This window comes from Ideonella sp. WA131b (assembly GCA_023657425.1).
Classification (GTDB): domain Bacteria; phylum Pseudomonadota; class Gammaproteobacteria; order Burkholderiales; family Burkholderiaceae_C; genus Rubrivivax.
The window spans coordinates 270,125-287,575 of the sequence record JAGTJW010000001.1 but is presented as its reverse complement, the minus strand read 5'-3'; the positions used below and the strand labels follow the sequence as shown (position 1 = coordinate 287,575).

The 17,451-nt window shown below is 70.7% G+C and carries 13 protein-coding genes and 1 pseudogene; 5 read left to right on the top strand and 9 right to left on the bottom strand.

Features of this window, described 5'->3' with window-relative positions; all coding sequences use genetic code 11:
* The first annotated feature begins 21 nt into the window (after nucleotides 1-21).
* The 5 genes from KA711_01430 (at nucleotide 22) to KA711_01410 (ending at nucleotide 6,140) form a co-directional block, all read left to right on the top strand.
* A complete protein-coding gene (locus KA711_01430; GenBank protein MCM0607646.1) occupies nucleotides 22-1,677 on the top strand; it encodes an AAA family ATPase in 1,656 nt (551 codons plus the stop codon).
* Between the two features lie 52 nt (nucleotides 1,678-1,729).
* Nucleotides 1,730-2,398, top strand: a complete 669-nt coding sequence (locus KA711_01425; GenBank protein MCM0607645.1) for a general secretion pathway protein GspB — start codon at nucleotides 1,730-1,732, stop codon at nucleotides 2,396-2,398.
* A gap of 107 nt (nucleotides 2,399-2,505) precedes the next feature.
* Nucleotides 2,506-3,657, top strand: coding sequence for a PLP-dependent transferase (locus KA711_01420; protein MCM0607644.1), 1,152 nt, complete (start codon nucleotides 2,506-2,508; stop codon nucleotides 3,655-3,657).
* Between the two features lie 72 nt (nucleotides 3,658-3,729).
* Complete coding sequence (gene zwf, locus KA711_01415; protein MCM0607643.1) at nucleotides 3,730-5,175, top strand: glucose-6-phosphate dehydrogenase; 1,446 nt, start codon at nucleotides 3,730-3,732, stop codon at nucleotides 5,173-5,175.
* A gap of 14 nt (nucleotides 5,176-5,189) precedes the next feature.
* The gene (locus tag KA711_01410) at nucleotides 5,190-6,140 is read left to right on the top strand and encodes an SIS domain-containing protein (protein ID MCM0607642.1); all 951 of its coding nucleotides are present in this window, start codon (nucleotides 5,190-5,192) and stop codon (nucleotides 6,138-6,140) included.
* Here the strand turns inward: KA711_01410 and KA711_01405 are convergent.
* The 9 genes and pseudogenes from KA711_01405 to KA711_01365 all read right to left on the bottom strand — a co-directional run bounded on the left by KA711_01405 (nucleotide 6,083) and on the right by KA711_01365 (nucleotide 17,445).
* On the bottom strand, nucleotides 6,083-6,385 hold the full coding sequence (locus KA711_01405) for an STAS domain-containing protein (protein MCM0607641.1): 303 nt from the start codon (nucleotides 6,383-6,385) through the stop codon (nucleotides 6,083-6,085). The genes KA711_01410 and KA711_01405 overlap by 58 nt on opposite strands.
* Nucleotides 6,386-6,389: 4 nt before the next feature.
* On the bottom strand, nucleotides 6,390-6,974 hold the full coding sequence (locus tag KA711_01400) for an ABC transporter substrate-binding protein (protein ID MCM0607640.1): 585 nt from the start codon (nucleotides 6,972-6,974) through the stop codon (nucleotides 6,390-6,392).
* 126 nt (nucleotides 6,975-7,100) lie between these two features.
* Nucleotides 7,101-7,862, bottom strand: a complete 762-nt coding sequence (locus KA711_01395; GenBank protein MCM0607639.1) for a VacJ family lipoprotein — start codon at nucleotides 7,860-7,862, stop codon at nucleotides 7,101-7,103.
* 11 nt (nucleotides 7,863-7,873) lie between these two features.
* Nucleotides 7,874-8,368, bottom strand: a complete 495-nt coding sequence (mlaD, locus tag KA711_01390) for an outer membrane lipid asymmetry maintenance protein MlaD (protein MCM0607638.1) — start codon at nucleotides 8,366-8,368, stop codon at nucleotides 7,874-7,876.
* A gap of 34 nt (nucleotides 8,369-8,402) precedes the next feature.
* A complete protein-coding gene (gene mlaE / locus KA711_01385; GenBank protein MCM0607637.1) occupies nucleotides 8,403-9,191 on the bottom strand; it encodes a lipid asymmetry maintenance ABC transporter permease subunit MlaE in 789 nt (262 codons plus the stop codon).
* A complete protein-coding gene (locus KA711_01380; protein ID MCM0607636.1) occupies nucleotides 9,188-9,991 on the bottom strand; it encodes an ABC transporter ATP-binding protein in 804 nt (267 codons plus the stop codon). Before KA711_01380 ends, mlaE begins: the two co-directional genes overlap by 4 nt.
* A 115-nt stretch (nucleotides 9,992-10,106) precedes the next feature.
* A complete protein-coding gene (locus KA711_01375) occupies nucleotides 10,107-11,582 on the bottom strand; it encodes a glutamate synthase subunit beta (protein ID MCM0607635.1) in 1,476 nt (491 codons plus the stop codon).
* Nucleotides 11,583-11,810: 228 nt separating this feature from the next.
* Nucleotides 11,811-16,412, bottom strand: a pseudogene (locus KA711_01370) (glutamate synthase subunit alpha).
* Nucleotides 16,413-16,764: 352 nt separating this feature from the next.
* Nucleotides 16,765-17,445: a transposase gene (locus KA711_01365; GenBank protein MCM0607634.1), complete on the bottom strand. Its 681-nt coding sequence runs from the start codon at nucleotides 17,443-17,445 to the stop codon at nucleotides 16,765-16,767.
* Nucleotides 17,446-17,451 lie beyond the last annotated feature (6 nt).

Here is a 17,451-nt window from a genome sequence, read left to right as displayed (position 1 = left end):
GCGCCGCTATCCTCGCGCCCCATGTACGCGGCGCACTTCGGACTCGCGCGCGAGCCGTTTTCGCTCGCGCCCGATCCGCGTTTCCTGTTCCTGAGCGAGCGCCACCGCGAGGCCTTGGCGCACCTGCTGTACGGCGTGCGCGGCGGCGGCGGCTTCGTGCTGCTCACGGGCGAGATCGGCGCCGGCAAGACGACGGTGGCGCGCGGCTTTCTCGAGCAGTTGCCGCCGGGCTGCGTCGTGGCCTGGGTGTTCAACCCGCAGCTCAGCGCGCTGGAGCTGCTGCAGACGCTGGCCGGCGAGTTTGGGCTGCCGCCGCTGGAGGGCAGCGAGCGCGACAGCCTGAAGGCGCACATCGACGCGCTCAACCGCTTCCTGCTGGCGGTGCACGCGCGCGGCGAACAGGCGCTGGTGGTCATCGACGAGGCGCAGGCGCTGGAGCCCGCGGTGCTCGAGCAGCTGCGGCTGCTGACGAACCTGGAGACCGCCGAGCGCAAGCTGCTGCAGATCGTGCTGATCGGCCAGCCCGAACTGCGCGGGCGCATCGCCGCCATCGAGCAGCTGGCCCAGCGCGTGGTGGCGCGCTACCACCTCGGTGCGCTCGACGAGGCCGAGACGCGCCAGTACGTTGAACACCGCCTGGGCGTGGCCGGCCTGCAGGGCCCACCGCCCTTCGACGCCGCGGCGCTGCGCGCGCTGCACCGCGAGACCGGCGGGGTGCCGCGCCGCATCAACCTGCTGGCCGACCGTGCCCTGCTCGGCGCCTACGGCCAGGGCCTGCGCCAGGTGGGGCGGACGCTGGTGGAGCGCGCGGCGGCCGAGGTCTTCGACCGCCGCGGCGCGGCGGTGCCGCCGCAGTGGCCCCAGGTTCCGGCGGCCGTCGCGCTGGCGGCCGGGCTGGGCGTGGCGGTGCTGCTGGCGCTGGCGTGGGTGATGCCCGCGCCGGGCCCGGCGGTCGCGCCGGTCGCCGCGGCCTCGGCGGCTTCGGCGGTTTCGGCCGTGGCTGCGGTGGCCTCTGCTGCGGCGGCAGTCTCGGCGCCCGCACCGGTGTTGGCTGTGGCCTCGGCGCCGCCGGCCCCGCGCCCGGACGATCCGGCCCGGCTGGCCGAGCTGGCCCTGCCCGACGAGGCCCAGGCCTGGCGCGAGCTGGCGCTGCGCTGGAGCGTGGCCATCGGCGACGGCGAGCCCTGCGCCGCGGTAGGGCAGGCGGGCCTGGCCTGCTTCCGCAGTGCCGGCGGCGGCCTGGGCCTGCTGCGCACGCTGGAGCGCCCGGCGCTGCTGGTGCTGCGCGCCGACGATGGCCGCCGGGTGCACGCCTTGCTGGTGGCCCTCGACGACGACCGCGCCACGCTGCAGGCCGGCCGCACGCAGCTGCAGCTGACGCTGCCCGAACTGGCGCGGCGCTGGCGCGGCGAGTTCGGCACCTTCTGGCGCGTGCCGCCGGGCTGGCAGCCCGGTGCGGCCGGCAGCGCCGCCACGCGGCTGTGGGCCGAGCCGCAGCTGCGTGCCGCCCTTGGCGCGGCGCCGCAGGGCTACGCCGAACAGGTGGCGGCGTTCCAGTTGCTGCACGGCCTGCCGGTCGACGGCCAGACCGGGCCGCTCACGCTGATGCAGTTGTCGCGCCTGGCCGGCGTGCCCGAGCCGCGGCTTGAAGGCGGCGCGGCCGCCTTGGGGCGCTGAGTGGGTGCAAGAGACATGAACAGCGCGATTCACAGGTTCAAGGGCTCGAGCGATGTCGTTGATCCTTGACGCTCTGCGCAAGGCCGAGGCCGATCGGCAGCGCGGTGCCGTGCCGGGCCTGCACACGCCGCCGCCGCTTGCACCCCTGGCACCACCACGGGCTGTGGGCCTGCGCTGGCGGCCGTTGCTGGGGTTGCTGGCGTTGCTGGGTCCGCTCGGGCTGCTGAGCGCAGCGGCGGGCGTCTGGCTGGCGCAGCGGCCCGACGCGACGGATCGGGGGGTCGGTCCCGCCCTGCGCCCATCGGCGGGTACGGTGCCGCTGCCGACTTCCACCGTGCCGCCCGATGCGGCGCCCGTCCGGCCGCCGGCCCTGCCGCCTGCCACAGGCCCTGCCGTCACGCCGGATCCGTGGCCGCTCGTGGTGTCGGCGCCGCCGCCGCCCCCCTCGCCGCCTGTGGCCCAGCCTGCGCCGCGACAGGCGCCCATCCTCACCCAGGTGCGGCGCCTGGCCGAACTGCCCCCCGAGCAGCGGCGCGAGCTGCCGCCCTTGGTGGTGAGCGGCACCGTCTGGTCGGAGCAGCCGGCGACGCGCTTCGTCGTGCTCGACGGCCAGGTGCTGCGCGAGGGCGACAGCCCGGTGCCCGGTCTCGTGCTCGTCAAGCTGGCACCGCGTTCGGCCACGCTGCGCTGGCGCGACGGCCTGATCGAGCTGCCCTTCTGAAACCTGTCGCCTTCGCCGCCCGGGCATGGCCGGTCGGTGCACGGGAGATACTCCAGCAGACCTCGCAGGCGCCGCGGCCTGCCCGCCTTCCAGCAACGCCCATCCTCATGAGCGACCAGCACCAGCACCCCGACACCATCGCCGCCCAAGCCCTGGGCTGGATCGACGAGCGCACGCGTGCCGTGATCCCGCCGCTGCACGTGAGCACCACCTACCTGCGCGACGAGGACAACCAGTACCGCAGCGGCCGCGTCTATGCGCGCGCCGACAACCCGGCCTTCGACCAGGCCGAAGCCGTGATCAACGCCCTCGAGGGCGGCCACCAGGCGCTGCTTTTCGCCAGCGGCATGGCCGCGGCCACCGCCGTGTTCCAGGCGCTCAAGCCCGGCGACCACGTGCTGGCACCCAAAGTGATGTACTGGAGCCTGCGCAACTGGCTGATGGGTTTTGCCACCGACTGGGGCCTGGACGTTGAGTTGATCGACATGACGAGCCCGGCCGCGGTGGCCGCGGCGCTGCGCCCCGGCAAGACGGCGATGGTGTGGATCGAGACACCGGCCAACCCGCTGTGGACCGTGACCGACATCGCCGAGACGGCGCGCCTGGCGCATGCGGCGGGCGCCCTCCTGGCCGTGGACAGCACGGTGGCCACGCCGCTGCTCACGCGCCCGCTGGCGCTGGGGGCCGACCTCGTGATGCACGCCGCCACCAAGTACCTCAACGGCCACAGCGACGTCATCGCCGGTGCCTTGGTCACGCGCGGGGATTCGCCCTACTGGCAGTGCGTGCGCAAGGTCCGCGCCCAGCTCGGCGGCACGCTGGGCTCCTTCGAGGCCTGGCTGCTGCTGCGCGGCCTGCGCACGCTGCACCTGCGTGTGCGCGCGGCCAGTGCCTCGGCGCTGGCCATTGCGCAGCACTTCGAGGGCCACCCGCTGGTGGCCGAGGTGCTGTACCCGGGGCTGCCGGGCTCCCAGGGGTTCGAGGTGAGCCAGCGGCAGATGGCGGGCGGTTTCGGCGGCATGCTGTCCATCCGCACCCGCGGCGGCGAGACCGCGGCCATCGCCGTGGCGGCGAAGACGGCGATCTGGAAGCGCGCCACCTCGCTGGGCGGCACCGAGAGCCTGATCGAGCACCGCGCCAGCGTCGAGGGCGCCGGCACGCCCGCGCCGCCCGATCTGCTGCGCCTGTCCACGGGGCTGGAGCACGCGGCCGATCTCATCGCCGACCTCGAGCAGGCGCTGGCCGCCGCGCACGCCTGAACCGCCTGGGGCGGGCTTTACCTGCCCCTGAAACTTAGGCATCATCGGGTGCGTAACAAAATTACACGCCCCATGTCCTTCGACCTCGTTCTCTTCGGTGGCACCGGCGATCTCACCTGGCGCAAGTTGATGCCGGCGCTGTTCCAGGCCTTCCGGCACGGCAAGCTCCCGGAGGGTGGCCGCATCCTGGCCGTGGCGCGCGACGAGCGCAGCGACGCCGAGTACCGCGAGTACATCCGCGCCCGCTTCGCCGCTGTCGAGGAGGCCAAGCAGCCCAGCGACGAGGAGTACGCCCGCTTCGCCCAGATGCTGCACTACCGGCGCATGGATCTCTCCCAGCCCGAGCACTACCGCGGGCTGAGGGCCTGGGTCGACGAGCGCGGTGCCGACACGGTGGTGCTGTTCCTGGCCACCAGCCCGCACCTGTTTCCGGTGATCTGTGCGCAGCTCGGGGCCGCCGGCCTGAACGCCCCGCACATGCGCGTCGTGCTCGAGAAGCCCCTGGGCCACGACCTGGGCAGCGCGCGCGAGATCAACCGCGTCGTGCGCGCCGCCTACACCGAGGAGCAGGCGCTGCGCATCGATCACTACCTCGGCAAGCCCGCGGTGCAGAACCTCATGGCGCTGCGCTTCGGCAATGCCCTGTTCGAGCCGCTGTGGCGGCGCGAGAGCATCGCCAACATCCAGATCACGCTGGCCGAAAGCATCGGCGTGGGCACGCGCGGCGACTTCTACGACCGCACGGGTGCGCTGCGCGACATGATCCAGAACCACGCGCTGCAGCTGCTGACGATGATCGCCATGGAGCCACCGAGCACGGGCGATGCCGACGCCATCCGCGACGAGAAGCTCAAGGTGCTGCGCTCGCTCAAGCCCTTCAGCGCCGAGACGGTGGCCCGTGACGTGGTGCGCGGCCAGTACAAGGCGGGCACGGTGGGCGGGCAGAAGGTGCCGGGCTATCTGGATGAAGGCAAGGTGCCCGCCGGCAGCACGTGCGAGACTTTCGTGGCGCTGCGCACCGAGGTGCAGAACTGGCGCTGGGCCGGTGTCCCCTTCTACCTGCGCACCGGCAAGCGCATGCCGGCGCGCGACGCGCAGATCGTGGTCAGCTTCCGCGAGGTGCCGCATCCCATCTTCACGGGCACGCGCGCGGCCAACAAGCTCGTCATCAAGCTGCAGCCCGAGGACGGCCTGGAGCTGCACTTGCTGGCGGCCAAGGGCGGCGGCGGCGAGGAACGCCTTTACCCGGTGAGCTTGGACCTGGACTTCGACAAGGCCTTCGCCACCGAGCGCGTGGGCGGCTACGAGCGGCTGCTCATGGACGCCATCGCCGGCCGCCTGAACCTGTTCGTGCGCAGCGACGAGCAGGAGCAGGCCTGGCGCTGGGTCGAGCCGGTGCTGCAGACCTGGGCCGCCGACACGCTGGGCCCGCGCCCGTATGCCGCCGGCAGCTGGGGCCCGGCGGCCGCCAGCGCGCTGGTGGCGCGTGATGGCAGCGCCTGGGCCGAGGAACAGTGAGCGCTTGAGGGGCCATGCTCGAACGCATCCGCGCCTCCATCCCTGCGCTGCCGCCGGCCGAGCAGCGCGTGGCCAAGCTGCTGCTGGCCGATCCGCGCAGTTTCGCGACGCTGCCTGTGGCCGAACTCGCCGAGCGCGCCCACGTCAGCAAGCCCACGGTGGTGCGCTTCTGCCGCAGCGTGGGCTATGACGGGCTGGCCGACTTCAAGCTCAAGCTCGCCGGCAGCGTCAACGAGGGCGTGCCCTTCGTGCACCGCTCGGTCGACGACGACGACAAGGCCGGCGACATCGTCGTCAAGGTGGTCGACAACGCCGTGGCCGCGCTGCTGCGCTACCGCAACGCGGCCGCGCACCAGAGCGTGGAGCGCGCCATCGCCGCGCTGGCCGACGCCGGCCGCCGCAGCGGCGAAGGCGCGCGCATCGAGTTCTACGGCGTCGGCAACTCCGGCATCGTGGCGCAGGACGCGCAGCACAAGTTCTTCCGCCTCGGCGTCAACGCCCATGCGGTGAGCGACAGCCACGTGCAGGTGATGAGCGCGACCATGCTCAAGCCCGGCGACGTGGCGGTGGTGATCAGCAACTCCGGCCGCAGCAAGGACCTGATCGACGTCGCCGACATCGCCCGCCGTCGTGGTGCCATGGTCATCACGATCACGGCCAGCGGCTCGCCGCTGGCGCTGGACAGCCGGGTGGCCGGCGCCAGCGGCATCCTGCTCGCCGCCGACCACCCCGAGGACGCCGACCGCTACAGCCCCATGGTGTCGCGGCTGCTGCACCTGATGATCGTCGACATCCTCACCACCGGCGTGGCGCTGCGCATGGGCTCGGCCCAGCTGCGGCCGGCGCTGCAGGCCGTCAAGAAGAACCTGCGCGAGCGGCGCTACGTGACCACGCCGGGTGCAGCGCCCTACGGCGACGACGGCGCCGACGCGGGAGCCAGCGCCAGGAGGCCGTCGACGCCGTAAAGGCGCGCCAGGTCCACCAGCTTGGCCGGAGCGCCGCGGACCTCGAAGCCACGGCCGGCGGCCTCGGCCTGGCGGCGGGCCTCCAGCAGCAACGCGATGGTGGAACTGTCCGAGGCCACCACGGCCGAGGCGTCCACTTGAAGCAAGCCGCTGCCGGCCTGTGCCTTCGCCTGCAGTTGAGCCGCCAGCGCGGCGGTCTCGTCGATGGTGACGCTGGCGGGCAGCTTCAGCGCGCTGTCGGCCATGGCTTCAGCTCTTTCCGCCCTTGTTGCGTTCGGTCAGCGCCGCGATCAGGCCGTCGATGCCGCCCTTGCTGAGCTCCTGCGCGAACTGCGTGCGGTAGTTCTGCACCAGCCAAAGGCCGGCCACGTTGACGTCGATGATCTTCCAGACCTCGGCGCCCGCGGCGCCCCGGCGGTCGAGGCGGTAGTCGAGCTTGATGGGCTCGCCCTTGCCGCGCACCTCGGACTGGACGATCACCTGCGTGCTGCCTTGCACCGGCTGCGTGCGCGTGATCTGCACGGTCTGGTCCTTGAGCTCGGCCAGCGCGCCAGAGTAGACCCGGATCAGCAGCTGCTTGAACTCGGCCTGCAGGCGGCTGCGCTGCTCGGGCGAGGCGCCGCGCCACTGCACGCCCACGGCCGAGCGCGTGACGACCTCGAAGTCGACATGCGGCATGACCTTGCTGTCGACGAGGGCCGCGACACGGGCCACGTCACCGGCCTGGATGGCCTTGTCGTTCCTGGCGGCCTCGAGCACCTCGGTGGACACCTGACGGATCAGCACGTCGGGCGCTGGCGCAGAGGCCAGGGCGGCCCCGGTGGCGAGCAGCAGCGTCGAGGCGACGAGGCGGCGGAAAGTGGCAAACACGGCGTTCCTTTCGGGGTCGGGCGCCCAATCGGCGGGCGCGGGTTCCTTCGATGCGCGCTCGGCGCGCGAGTTCAGCGCGTCGTGCACACCTCAGCGGGGGGCGGGACGCGGCGGCGGTGCCGGGCGAGCCGGCGCGGCCGGCGGCGGATCGTCGCCGATGTCCTCGAAAGCCTCGGCCGGCGGCGCCCCGTCGTACACGGCGTCACGGCGGCGCGACAGGTAGCCCTGGCGGAAGAAGCTGTACCTGTCCAACGAGACGCGGTCGGCCAGCCCCGTCACGCCCAGCAGCGAGGCGCGGGCGTCCACCACCGTCAGCACGGTGGTCAGCGTGCTCACCTTGCTGTCGTCGAACAGGTTCGACGGCGACGCGGCCATGTCGGGCACGCGGCCGATGCCGTCGCGGAGCGAGCTCGGGCCCAGCAGCGGCAGCACGAGGTAGGGGCCGGGGCCCAGGCCCCACTTGCCCAGCGTCTGGCCGAAGTCTTCGCTCTGGCGCTTCAGGCCCATCTCACTGGCCGGGTCGAGCAGGCCGCCCAGGCCGAACAGGGTGTTGGTGAGGAAGCGCATGCCCTGCTCAAGGCCGCTGGCGCCCTTGCCCTGCAGGAAGTGGTTGGTCGCCGACCAGAGGTCGCCGAGGTTGCCCAGGACGTTGGAGACCCCGGTGCGCACGAGCTGCGGCACGGTGTCGCGGTAGGTCTCGGCCACCGGGCGCAACACGGCGTTGTCGACGGCGTCGTTGAAGGCGAAGACCTTGCGGTTGAAGCCTTCCCATGGATCGCCCGGCGTGGCCGGACCCGTGGTGGCGCAGCCGCCGAGCAACAGCAGCGCCGCCAGGGCCGCCGGAGCGAGCAGGGGCCGGGCGCTCACGGGCTCGCCCCCGAGGCGGCGCCGCCGGCGCTGCCGGCGCTGTCGGCCCGACTGGTGAGGAACTGCCCGATCAGGTTCTCCAGCACCACCGCGCTCTGTGTCTGCGCGATGGTGTCGCCGGCCGCCAGGCTGGCGTCGTCGCCGCCGGGCTCCAGGCCGATGTACTGATCACCCAGCAGGCCCGAGGTCAGGATCTTGGCCGCCGTGTCCTTGGGCAGGCTGTAGGCCTTCTCGATGTCCAGCGTGACCACGCCCTGGAAGGTCTTGGGGTCGACGCCGATGCTCTTGACGCGGCCCACGGTGACGCCGGCCACACGCACCGGGGCACGCGGCTTGAGGCCGCCGATGTTGTCGAAGCGCGCCTGCACCGAATAGGTGGCGCCGCCGCCGCTGGCCCCCAGGTTGGCGGCCTGCAGGGCCAGGAACACCAGCGCCAACAGTCCCAGCAGCACAAACAGGCCGACCAGTGTTTCGATCCCTTTTCGTCCCATGAGCGGGTTCTCCAGTGGTGCCGACGCCGTGGTGTCAGGGCGTCGAGAACATCAGCGCGGTGAGGATGAAGTCCATCCCCAGCACCCACAGCGACGAGATCACCACGGTGCGTGTCGTCGCATAGGCCACCCCCTCGGGCGTGGCCTCGGTTTCGTAGCCCTGGTACAGCGCCACCAACGTGCAGATGACGCCAAACACGAAGGCCTTGACGACGCCGTTGCCGACATCGCGCCAGACGTCCACGCGTGTCTGCATGATCGACCAGAAGTTGCCCGCGTCCACGCCGATCAGCAGCACCGCCACGACCCAGGCGCCGATGATGCCGACCGCCGAGAACAAGATGGCCAACAGCGGCATCGAGATGATGCCGCCGATGAAGCGCGGCGCCAGCACCCGGGCGCGCGGATCGATGGCCATGAGCTCCATCGCCGAGATCTGCTCGCCGGCCTTCATGAGGCCGATCTCGGCCGTGAGCGAGGTGCCGGCGCGGCCGGCGAACAGCAGCGCCGCCACCACGGGGCCGAGCTCGCGCACGAGGGCCAGGTTGACGATCAGGCCCATGGTCTCGGTGGCGCCGAAGGTCACGAGTGCGTAGTACATCTGCAGCGCCAGCACGAAGCCCACCGCCAGGCCCGAGGCGCAGATGATGATCAGCGAGCGGTTGCCGATGGCGTAGATCTGGCCCACCACCAGACCGAAGCGCCGCAGCGACTGCGGCAGCACGCGCAGCAGGTCAAACACGAAGTAGGCCGCATGGCCCCAGCCGCGGAACTGCTCGAGCGCCCAGGCGCCCAGGCGCTGCAGTTGCTCGGCGGGGTTCATCGCAGGAAGTCCTCGGCCAGCTCGCGCGCCGGGAAGTGGAACTTCACCGGGCCGTCCGGCTCGCCGCGCACGAACTGGCGGGTTTCGGGGTCGGCGCTGCTCATCAGCTGCTGCGGCGTGCCCTGGGCCACCACGCGGCCCTGGTTGGCCAGCAGGATCACCCAGTCGCTGATGGCCATGCACTCCGGCACGTCGTGGCTCACCACCAGGCTGGTGGCGCCGGTGGTGTCGTTGAGCGTGCGGATGAGCTTGGCCGCCACGCCCATGCTGATGAGGTCCAGGCCCGCGAAGGGCTCGTCGTACATGATGAGTTCGGGGTCCAGCGCAATGGCGCGAGCCAGCGCGATGCGCCGTGCCATGCCGCCCGAGACCTCGGAGATGCGCAGGTGGGCCGCGCCGCGCAGGCCCACGGCGTTGAGCTTCATCAGCACCAGGTCGCGGATCATCGACTCGGGCAGCCGGGTGTGCTCGCGCATCGGGAAGGCCACGTTGTCGAAGACCGTGAGGTCGGTGAACAGCGCTCCGAACTGGAACAGCATGCCCAGGCGGCGGCGGATGCGGAACAGCTGCGCGCTGTCGCGGGTGTTGAGCACCTCGCCGTCGAACACCACGCGGCCCTTGTCAGCGGCGTGCACGCCACCGATCAGCCGCATCAGCGTGGTCTTGCCACAGCCCGAGCCACCGAGGATGGCGGTGACCTTGCCGCGCGGAAATTTCAGCGACACGTCGGAGAGGATGGTCCGGGTGTTGTCGTACCCGAACGTGACGTGATCGATCTCGATGAAGGGCTTGTCGAACAAGGCGAGCCGTCAGGCGTGCCGGAGCCCGGCACGAGCGGCGCAGATTGTGGCATGCAGGGAAAGTCCGGACACGGTGGCGCGATGAAGCGCCCTCGTGCGGGTGCGAAAGGCCGCTTCAGCGGGGCAAGGTGCTCGCGCCCAGGAGGAACTCGTCCACCGCACGGGCGGCCTGGCGGCCTTCGCGGATGGCCCAGACCACCAGGCTCTGGCCGCGCCGGACATCGCCGGCGGCAAAGACCTTGTCGACGTTGGTGCGGTAGGCGCCTTCGGTTTCCGTGGGCGCCTTGGCGTTGCCGCGGTTGTCGCGCTCCACGCCGAACACCTCAAGCACCGTGGACACGGGCGCCGTGAAGCCCATGGCCAGCAGCACGAGGTCGGCCTTCCACTCCTTCTCGGTGCCGGGCACCTCGGTCATCCTGCCGCCCTGCCATTGCAGGTGCACCGTCTTCAGGCCGGTGACCTTGCCCTTGCTGCCCACGAACGCCTTGGTGGCGATCGCGAACTCGCGCGAGCAGCCTTCCTCATGGCTGGAGCTGGTGCGCAGCTTGGCGGGCCAGTAGGGCCAGGTGAGCGGCTTGTCTTCCTGCTCGGGCGGTTGCGGCATGAGCTCGAACTGCGTCACGCTGGCCGCGCCGTGGCGGTTGCTGGTGCCCACGCAGTCGGAGCCGGTGTCGCCGCCGCCGATGACGATGACGTGCTTGCCGGCGGCCGAGATCTGCTTCTTGAGTTTGTCGCCCGCCACCACCTTGTTCTGCTGCGGCAGGAACTCCATCGCGAAGTGCACGCCGTCCAGATCACGCCCCGGCACGGGCAGGTCGCGGCTGGTCTCGCTGCCGCAGGCCAGCAGCACGGCGTCGAACCCGGCCCTCAGCTGCTCGGGCGTGATGGTTTCCCTGGCGTCGTTGGTCACCTTGGCCGCGGCGCCTTCGGCCGGCATGTTGCCCACCAGCACGCCGGTGCGGAACACCACGCCTTCGGCCTGCATCTGATCGATGCGGCGGTCGATGTGCGACTTCTCCATCTTGAAGTCGGGGATGCCGTAGCGCAGCAGGCCGCCGATGCGCGAGTTCTTCTCGAACACGGTCACGTCGTGGCCCGCGCGGGCCAGCTGCTGCGCCGCGGCCAGGCCCGCGGGGCCGCTGCCCACCACGGCCACCTTCTTGCCCGTCTTCGCGGCCGGCGGCTGCGGCTGCACCCAGCCCTGGCTCCAGGCACGGTCGATGATGGCGTGCTCGATGCTCTTGATGCCGACCGGATCGTCGTTGACGTTGAGCGTGCAGGCGGCCTCGCAGGGCGCGGGGCAGACACGGCCGGTGAACTCGGGGAAGTTGTTCGTCTGGTGCAGAACCTCGATGGCGTCTTTCCAGTCGCCCTGGTACACGAGGTCGTTGAAGTCCGGGATGATGTTGTTGACCGGGCAGCCGCTGTTGCAGAACGGCGTGCCGCAGTCCATGCAGCGCGCGCCCTGCACCTTGGCCTTGTCCTCCGTCAGCGTGATGACGAATTCCTTCCAGGTCTTCAGGCGCTGCTGCGGGGGCTCGTAGCCCTCTTCGAGGCGCTCGTACTCCAGGAAACCGGTGACCTTGCCCATGGTTCTTTGCTCGGTGAAGAGTTACTTGAGAAGAGCCCGCTCGGGCTGACCAGGGATCCGCTCGGGCTGACCAGGGATCTGTTCGGGCTGACCAGAGATCCGTTCGGGCTGACCAGAGATCCGTTCGGGCTGACCAGAGATCCGTTCGGGCTGAGCCTGTCGAAGCCCTTGCGCAGCACCGGGCCCTTCGACAAGCTCAGGGCGAACGGGGGCGTTGGCGCGGGCGGCGCGCTCGGCCAGCACGCGCTTGTACTCGTGCGGGAAGACCTTCACGAACTTCGCGCGCGACTCAGCCCAGGTGTCCAGCAGCTCGCGGGCGCGCAAGGACCCCGTCCAGCGGTGGTGGTCTTCGATCAGCTTCTTCAGCAGCGCCTCGTCGGCCAGCTCGCGGTGCAGGCCGGCGGCGGGCAGGCCGGCCTGCGCTTCGCGTGGCAGCACCTTGTCCAGGGCCACCATGCTGGTGTTGCAGCGGCGCGCGAAGTGGCCGTCCTCATCAAACACGTAGGCCACGCCGCCGCTCATGCCGGCGGCGAAGTTGCGGCCGGTCTTGCCAAGCACCACCACGGTGCCGCCCGTCATGTACTCGCAGCCGTGGTCGCCGGTGCCTTCCACCACCGTGGTGGCGCCCGAGAGGCGCACGGCGAAGCGCTCGCCGGCCACGCCGCGGAAGAAGGCCTCGCCGCTGGTGGCGCCGTAGAGGGCCGTGTTGCCGACGATGATGTTCTTGGTGGCGTCGCCGCGGAAGTCGATGCTGGGCCGCACGGCGATGCGCCCGCCGCTGAGGCCCTTGCCCGTGTAGTCGTTGGCGTCGCCGATCAGGTACATCGTGATGCCGCTGGCCAGGAACGCGCCAAAGCTCTGGCCGCCCGTGCCCTCCATCTGCATGAAGATGGTGTGGTCGGGCAGGCCCTCGGGCCGCAGGCGCACGAGCTCGCCCGACAACATGGCGCCGACGCTGCGGTTGCGGTTGCGCGCGTCTTCCATGAACTGCACCTTCTCGCCGCGCTCCAGTGCCGGCCTGCAGCGCTCGATGAGCTTGAGGTCCAGCGCCTTGGAAAGACCGTGGTCCTGCTCGTCCACCTGGTGGCGCGGCACCTCGGCCGGCATGGCGGGCTGATGGAACACGCGGCCGAAGTCCAGGCCGCGGGCCTTCCAGTGCTCGATGCCCTTCTTGGTGTCGAGCAGGTCGGCGCGGCCGATCAGCTCGTCAAAGGTCCGGATGCCCAGCTGCGCCATGATCTGGCGCGCCTCTTCGGCGACGAAGAAGAAGTAGTTGACGACGTGCTCAGGTCTACCGGCGAACTTCTTGCGCAGCACCGGGTCTTGTGTGGCCACGCCCACCGGGCAGGTGTTGAGGTGGCACTTGCGCATCATGATGCAGCCCTCCACCACCAGCGGGGCGGTGGCAAAGCCGAACTCATCCGCGCCGAGCAGGGCGCCGATCACCACGTCGCGGCCGGTCTTCATCTGGCCGTCGGCCTGCACGCGGATGCGGCCGCGCAGGCGGTTGAGCACCAGGGTCTGCTGCGTCTCGGCCAGGCCCAGCTCCCAGGGCGTGCCGGCGTGCTTGATGCTGCTCCAGGGGCTGGCGCCGGTGCCGCCGTCGTGGCCCGCGATCACCACGTGGTCGGCCTTGCACTTGGCCACGCCGGCCGCGATGGTGCCCACGCCGACTTCGGAGACCAGCTTGACGCTGATGCTGGCGCGCGGGTTGGCGTTCTTCAGGTCGTGGATCAGCTGGGCGAGGTCCTCGATCGAGTAGATGTCGTGGTGCGGCGGCGGGCTGATGAGGCCCACGCCGGGCACGCTGTAGCGCAGGAAGCCGATGTACTCGCTCACCTTGCCGCCGGGCAGCTGGCCGCCTTCGCCGGGCTTGGCGCCCTGGGCCATCTTGATCTGGATCTGGTCGGCACTCACCAGGTACTCGGTGGTGACGCCGAAGCGGCCTGAAGCCACCTGCTTGATCTTGCTGCGCAGGCTGTCGCCCTCGTGCAGCGCGTAGTCGGCCTCGATGACCTTGGCGCCGATCACGTCCGACACCCTGGTGCCGGCCGCAATCTTGATGCCCTTGAGCTCGTTGCGGTAGCGCGCAGGGTCTTCGCCGCCTTCACCGGTGTTGCTCTTGCCGCCGATGCGGTTCATGGCGATGGCCAGCGTGCTGTGCGCCTCGGTGGAGATGCTGCCCAGCGACATCGCACCCGTGGCGAAGCGCTTCACGATCTCGGCCGCCGGCTCGACCTCGTCGAGCGCAATGGCCTTGGCCGGATCGACCTTGAACTCGAACAGGCCGCGCAGCGTCATGTGGCGGCGGCTCTGGTCGTTGATGATCTGGGCGTATTCCTTGTAGGTGTCCCACCGGTTGACGCGCGTGCTGTGCTGCAGCTTGGCGATGGCGTCGGGCGTCCACATGTGCTCCTCGCCGCGCACGCGCCAGGCGTACTCGCCGCCGGCATCGAGCATGGTGGCCAGCGTCGGGTCGTTGCCGAAGGCGGCCACGTGCATGCGCAAGGCTTCTTCCGCCACCTCGAACACGCCGATGCCGCCCACCTGGCTGGCCGTGCCGCGGAAGTACTTGTCGACGAAGGCCTTTTCCAGGCCGATGGCCTCGAAGAGCTGGGCGCCGCAATACGACATGTAGGTGCTCACGCCCATCTTGGACATGATCTTCGACAGGCCCTTGCCGATGGCCTTGACGTAGTTGTACAGGGCCTTGTCGGCATCGAGCTTGCCCGGCAGCGACTGGTGCAGCTCCAGCAGCGTCTCCATCGCGAGATACGGGTGCACGGCCTCGGCGCCGTAGCCGGCCAGCACGGCGAAGTGGTGCACCTCGCGTGCGCTGCCGGTCTCCACCACCAGGCCGGCCGTGGTGCGCAGGCCCTCGCGCACCAGGTGGTGGTGCACGGCACTCAGCGCCAGCAAGGCGGGGATGGCGATGCGGTCGCGTGCAATGGCCCGGTCGGAGACGATGAGGATGTTGTGCCCACCCTTGATGGCGTCCACCGCCTCGGCGCACAGGCTGGCGAGCTGGGCTTCCACGCCCTCGCGGCCCCAGGCGCGCGGGTAGGTGATGTCGAGCGTGCAGCTCTTGAACTTGCCGCCCGTGCGCGACTCGATGGCGCGCAGGCGGGCCATGTCGTCGAAGTCGAGGATGGGCTGCGTCACCTCCAGCCGCATCGGCGGGTTCACCGCGTTGATGTCCAGCAGGTTGGGTTTCGGCCCGATGAAGCTGTTGAGGCTCATCACGATGGCCTCGCGGATCGGGTCGATCGGCGGGTTCGTGACCTGGGCGAACAGCTGCTTGAAGTAGTTGTAGAGCGGCTTGTTCTTGTCGGACAGCACCGCCAGCGGCGAATCGTTGCCCATGCTGCCGATGGCCTCTTCGCCGTTGGCGGCCATGGGCGAGAGCAGGAACTTCAGGTCTTCCTGGGTGTAGCCGAAGGCCTGCTGGCGGTCGAGCAGCGTCTCGCGGTGCGGCTCGGGCGTGCCGGCGGCGTCGATGCTGTCGAGGCGGATGCGCACGTTCTCGATCCACTGCCGGTACGGGCGCGCGTTCGCGAACTGGTTCTTCAGCTCCTCGTCGTCGACGATGCGGCCCTGTTCCAGGTCGATCAGGAACATCTTGCCCGGCTGCAGACGCCACTTCTTGACGATGCGGCTCTCGGGCACCGGCAGCACGCCGGACTCGCTGGCCATCACCACGAGGTCGTCGTCGGTGACGATGTAACGCGCCGGGCGCAGGCCGTTGCGGTCCAGCGTGGCGCCGATCTGCTTGCCGTCGGTGAACACCATCGCGGCCGGGCCGTCCCAGGGCTCCATCATGGCCGCGTGGTACTCGTAGAACGCGCGGCGGCGCTCGTCCATCAGCTCGTGGTTCTCCCAGGCCTCGGGGATCATCATCATCGCGGCCTGCGCCAGCGGGTAGCCGCTCATCGTGAGCAGCTCCAGCGCGTTATCAAACGTGGCGGTGTCGCTCTGGCCCTCGAAGCTGATGGGGTAGAGCTTCTTCAGGTCGTCGCCCAGCACCGGCGACTTCATCACGCCCTCGCGGGCGCGCATCCAGTTGAAGTTGCCCTTGACGGTGTTGATCTCGCCGTTGTGCGCGACGAAGCGGTAGGGGTGCGCCAGCGGCCACTCGGGGAAGGTGTTGGTGCTGAAGCGCTGGTGCACCAGGGCCAGGGCGCTGGTCACGCGCGGGTCGGCCAGGTCCTTGTAATACACGCCCACCTGGTCGGCCAGCAGCAGGCCCTTGTAGATGACGGTGCGGCAGCTCATGCTGGGCACGTAGTACTCGCGGCTGTGCGTGAGCTTCAGCGCCTGGATGGCCGCGGAGGCCGTCTTGCGGATGACGTAGAGCTTGCGCTCCAGCGCGTCGGGCACGATCACATCCGGGCCGCGGCCGATGAACACCTGGCGGATCACCGGCTCCTTGGCGCGCACCGTGGGGCTCATGGGCATGTCGCGGTCCACGGGCACGTCGCGCCAGCCCAGCAGCACCTGCCCCTCGGCCTTGACGGCCCGCTCGAGTTCCTGCTCGCAGGCCAGGCGCGAGGCGTGCTCCTTGGGCAGGAAGATCATGCCCACGCCGTACTCGCCGGGCGGCGGCAGCGCCACGCCCTGGGCTGCCATCTCGGTGCGGTAGTACTCGTCGGGAATCTGGATCAGGATGCCGGCGCCGTCGCCCATCAGCGCATCGGCCCCCACGGCGCCCCGGTGGTCGAGGTTTTCCAGGATCTTCAGGCCCTGCTCGACGATGCCGTGAGCCTTGTGCCCCTTGATGTGGGCCACAAAGCCCACGCCGCAGGCGTCGTGCTCGTGCTGCGGGCTGTACAGGCCGTGCTCGGCGGCGTCGCGGCGGGCGTCGGCGGGCGTCTGGTCGGCGGCAAGGCCCTCGGCAGGCGCAATCGGCAGGGAGCGTGCAGCAGTCATGTCGGTCTCCTGGAACCGCCGCGCCAAGGGCGGCACGGGCGGCAGCGGTGGCCTCATGGCCAGCGGCGCGGCAGGGTATCGCAGTGCAACATCACCCGCAAACATAAATAAACGGGGTCAGACTCCAAAACAAGGAAGTCTGGCGTCCGTTCGGATTAAATGGGGACATATTTCGTGATCCGCTCGGTGCGGCCAGCACCACGTCCAGGCGCGGGTGCCCGCGAGCCGCACCCGTGCGGTGCGTCGGGGTGCGGTGTCAGACGGCGGCGCGGCGCGGCGGGCCGGCCGGCCGGCCCCTGGGTCGCGGCCTTGTCGGCCGCGCCACTTGTTCGGCCAGCGCCTCGGCGAATGCGGCCGATCCCACCGCCCAGCCGCCGCGCAAGGCCGACAGCAGGGACTCACGCTGCGCGGCGGGCAGGCCGGCCTCGAGGCGGCGGCGCCAGGCGCTCTCGCGCTCGAATGGGGTGTTGCCCAGCGCCCACACCTCGGGTGGGTCAGCCAGCGGCACCCGGCGCTCCGGTTGGCCGGTGCGGTGTGCCCCGCTGCCTTGCCCGGGCTCGGTGGCGTGTCCGTCCACCAGCGTCAGCACCGCCAGCAGCGTGGCACCCGGTTCCACGACGGCACAGCGAAAGCGGCCATCCCACAAGGTGCCGCTGCCGCCGTGGCGGCGGTGGTGGGCACTCACGTAGCGCCGGCCCACCGCCTGCATCAGCCGGCTTGGCCCCGCGGTGTCGTCCGGCGTCACCACGAGCTGCACCTCGTGGTCGGCCAGTGCAAAGGCGTGCAGCCGCACGTGGGCAGCGGCAGCGGACTCGCGCAAGGCCCCGAGATACGCGTCGCGGTCGACGTCGTCCTCGAACACCGCGCGGCCGCTCAGCCCGCGCTGCAGCAACCAGTGCACGCGGCCGGCCAGGGCGAGGCGAGGCAGGCGTGCCACGGTCAG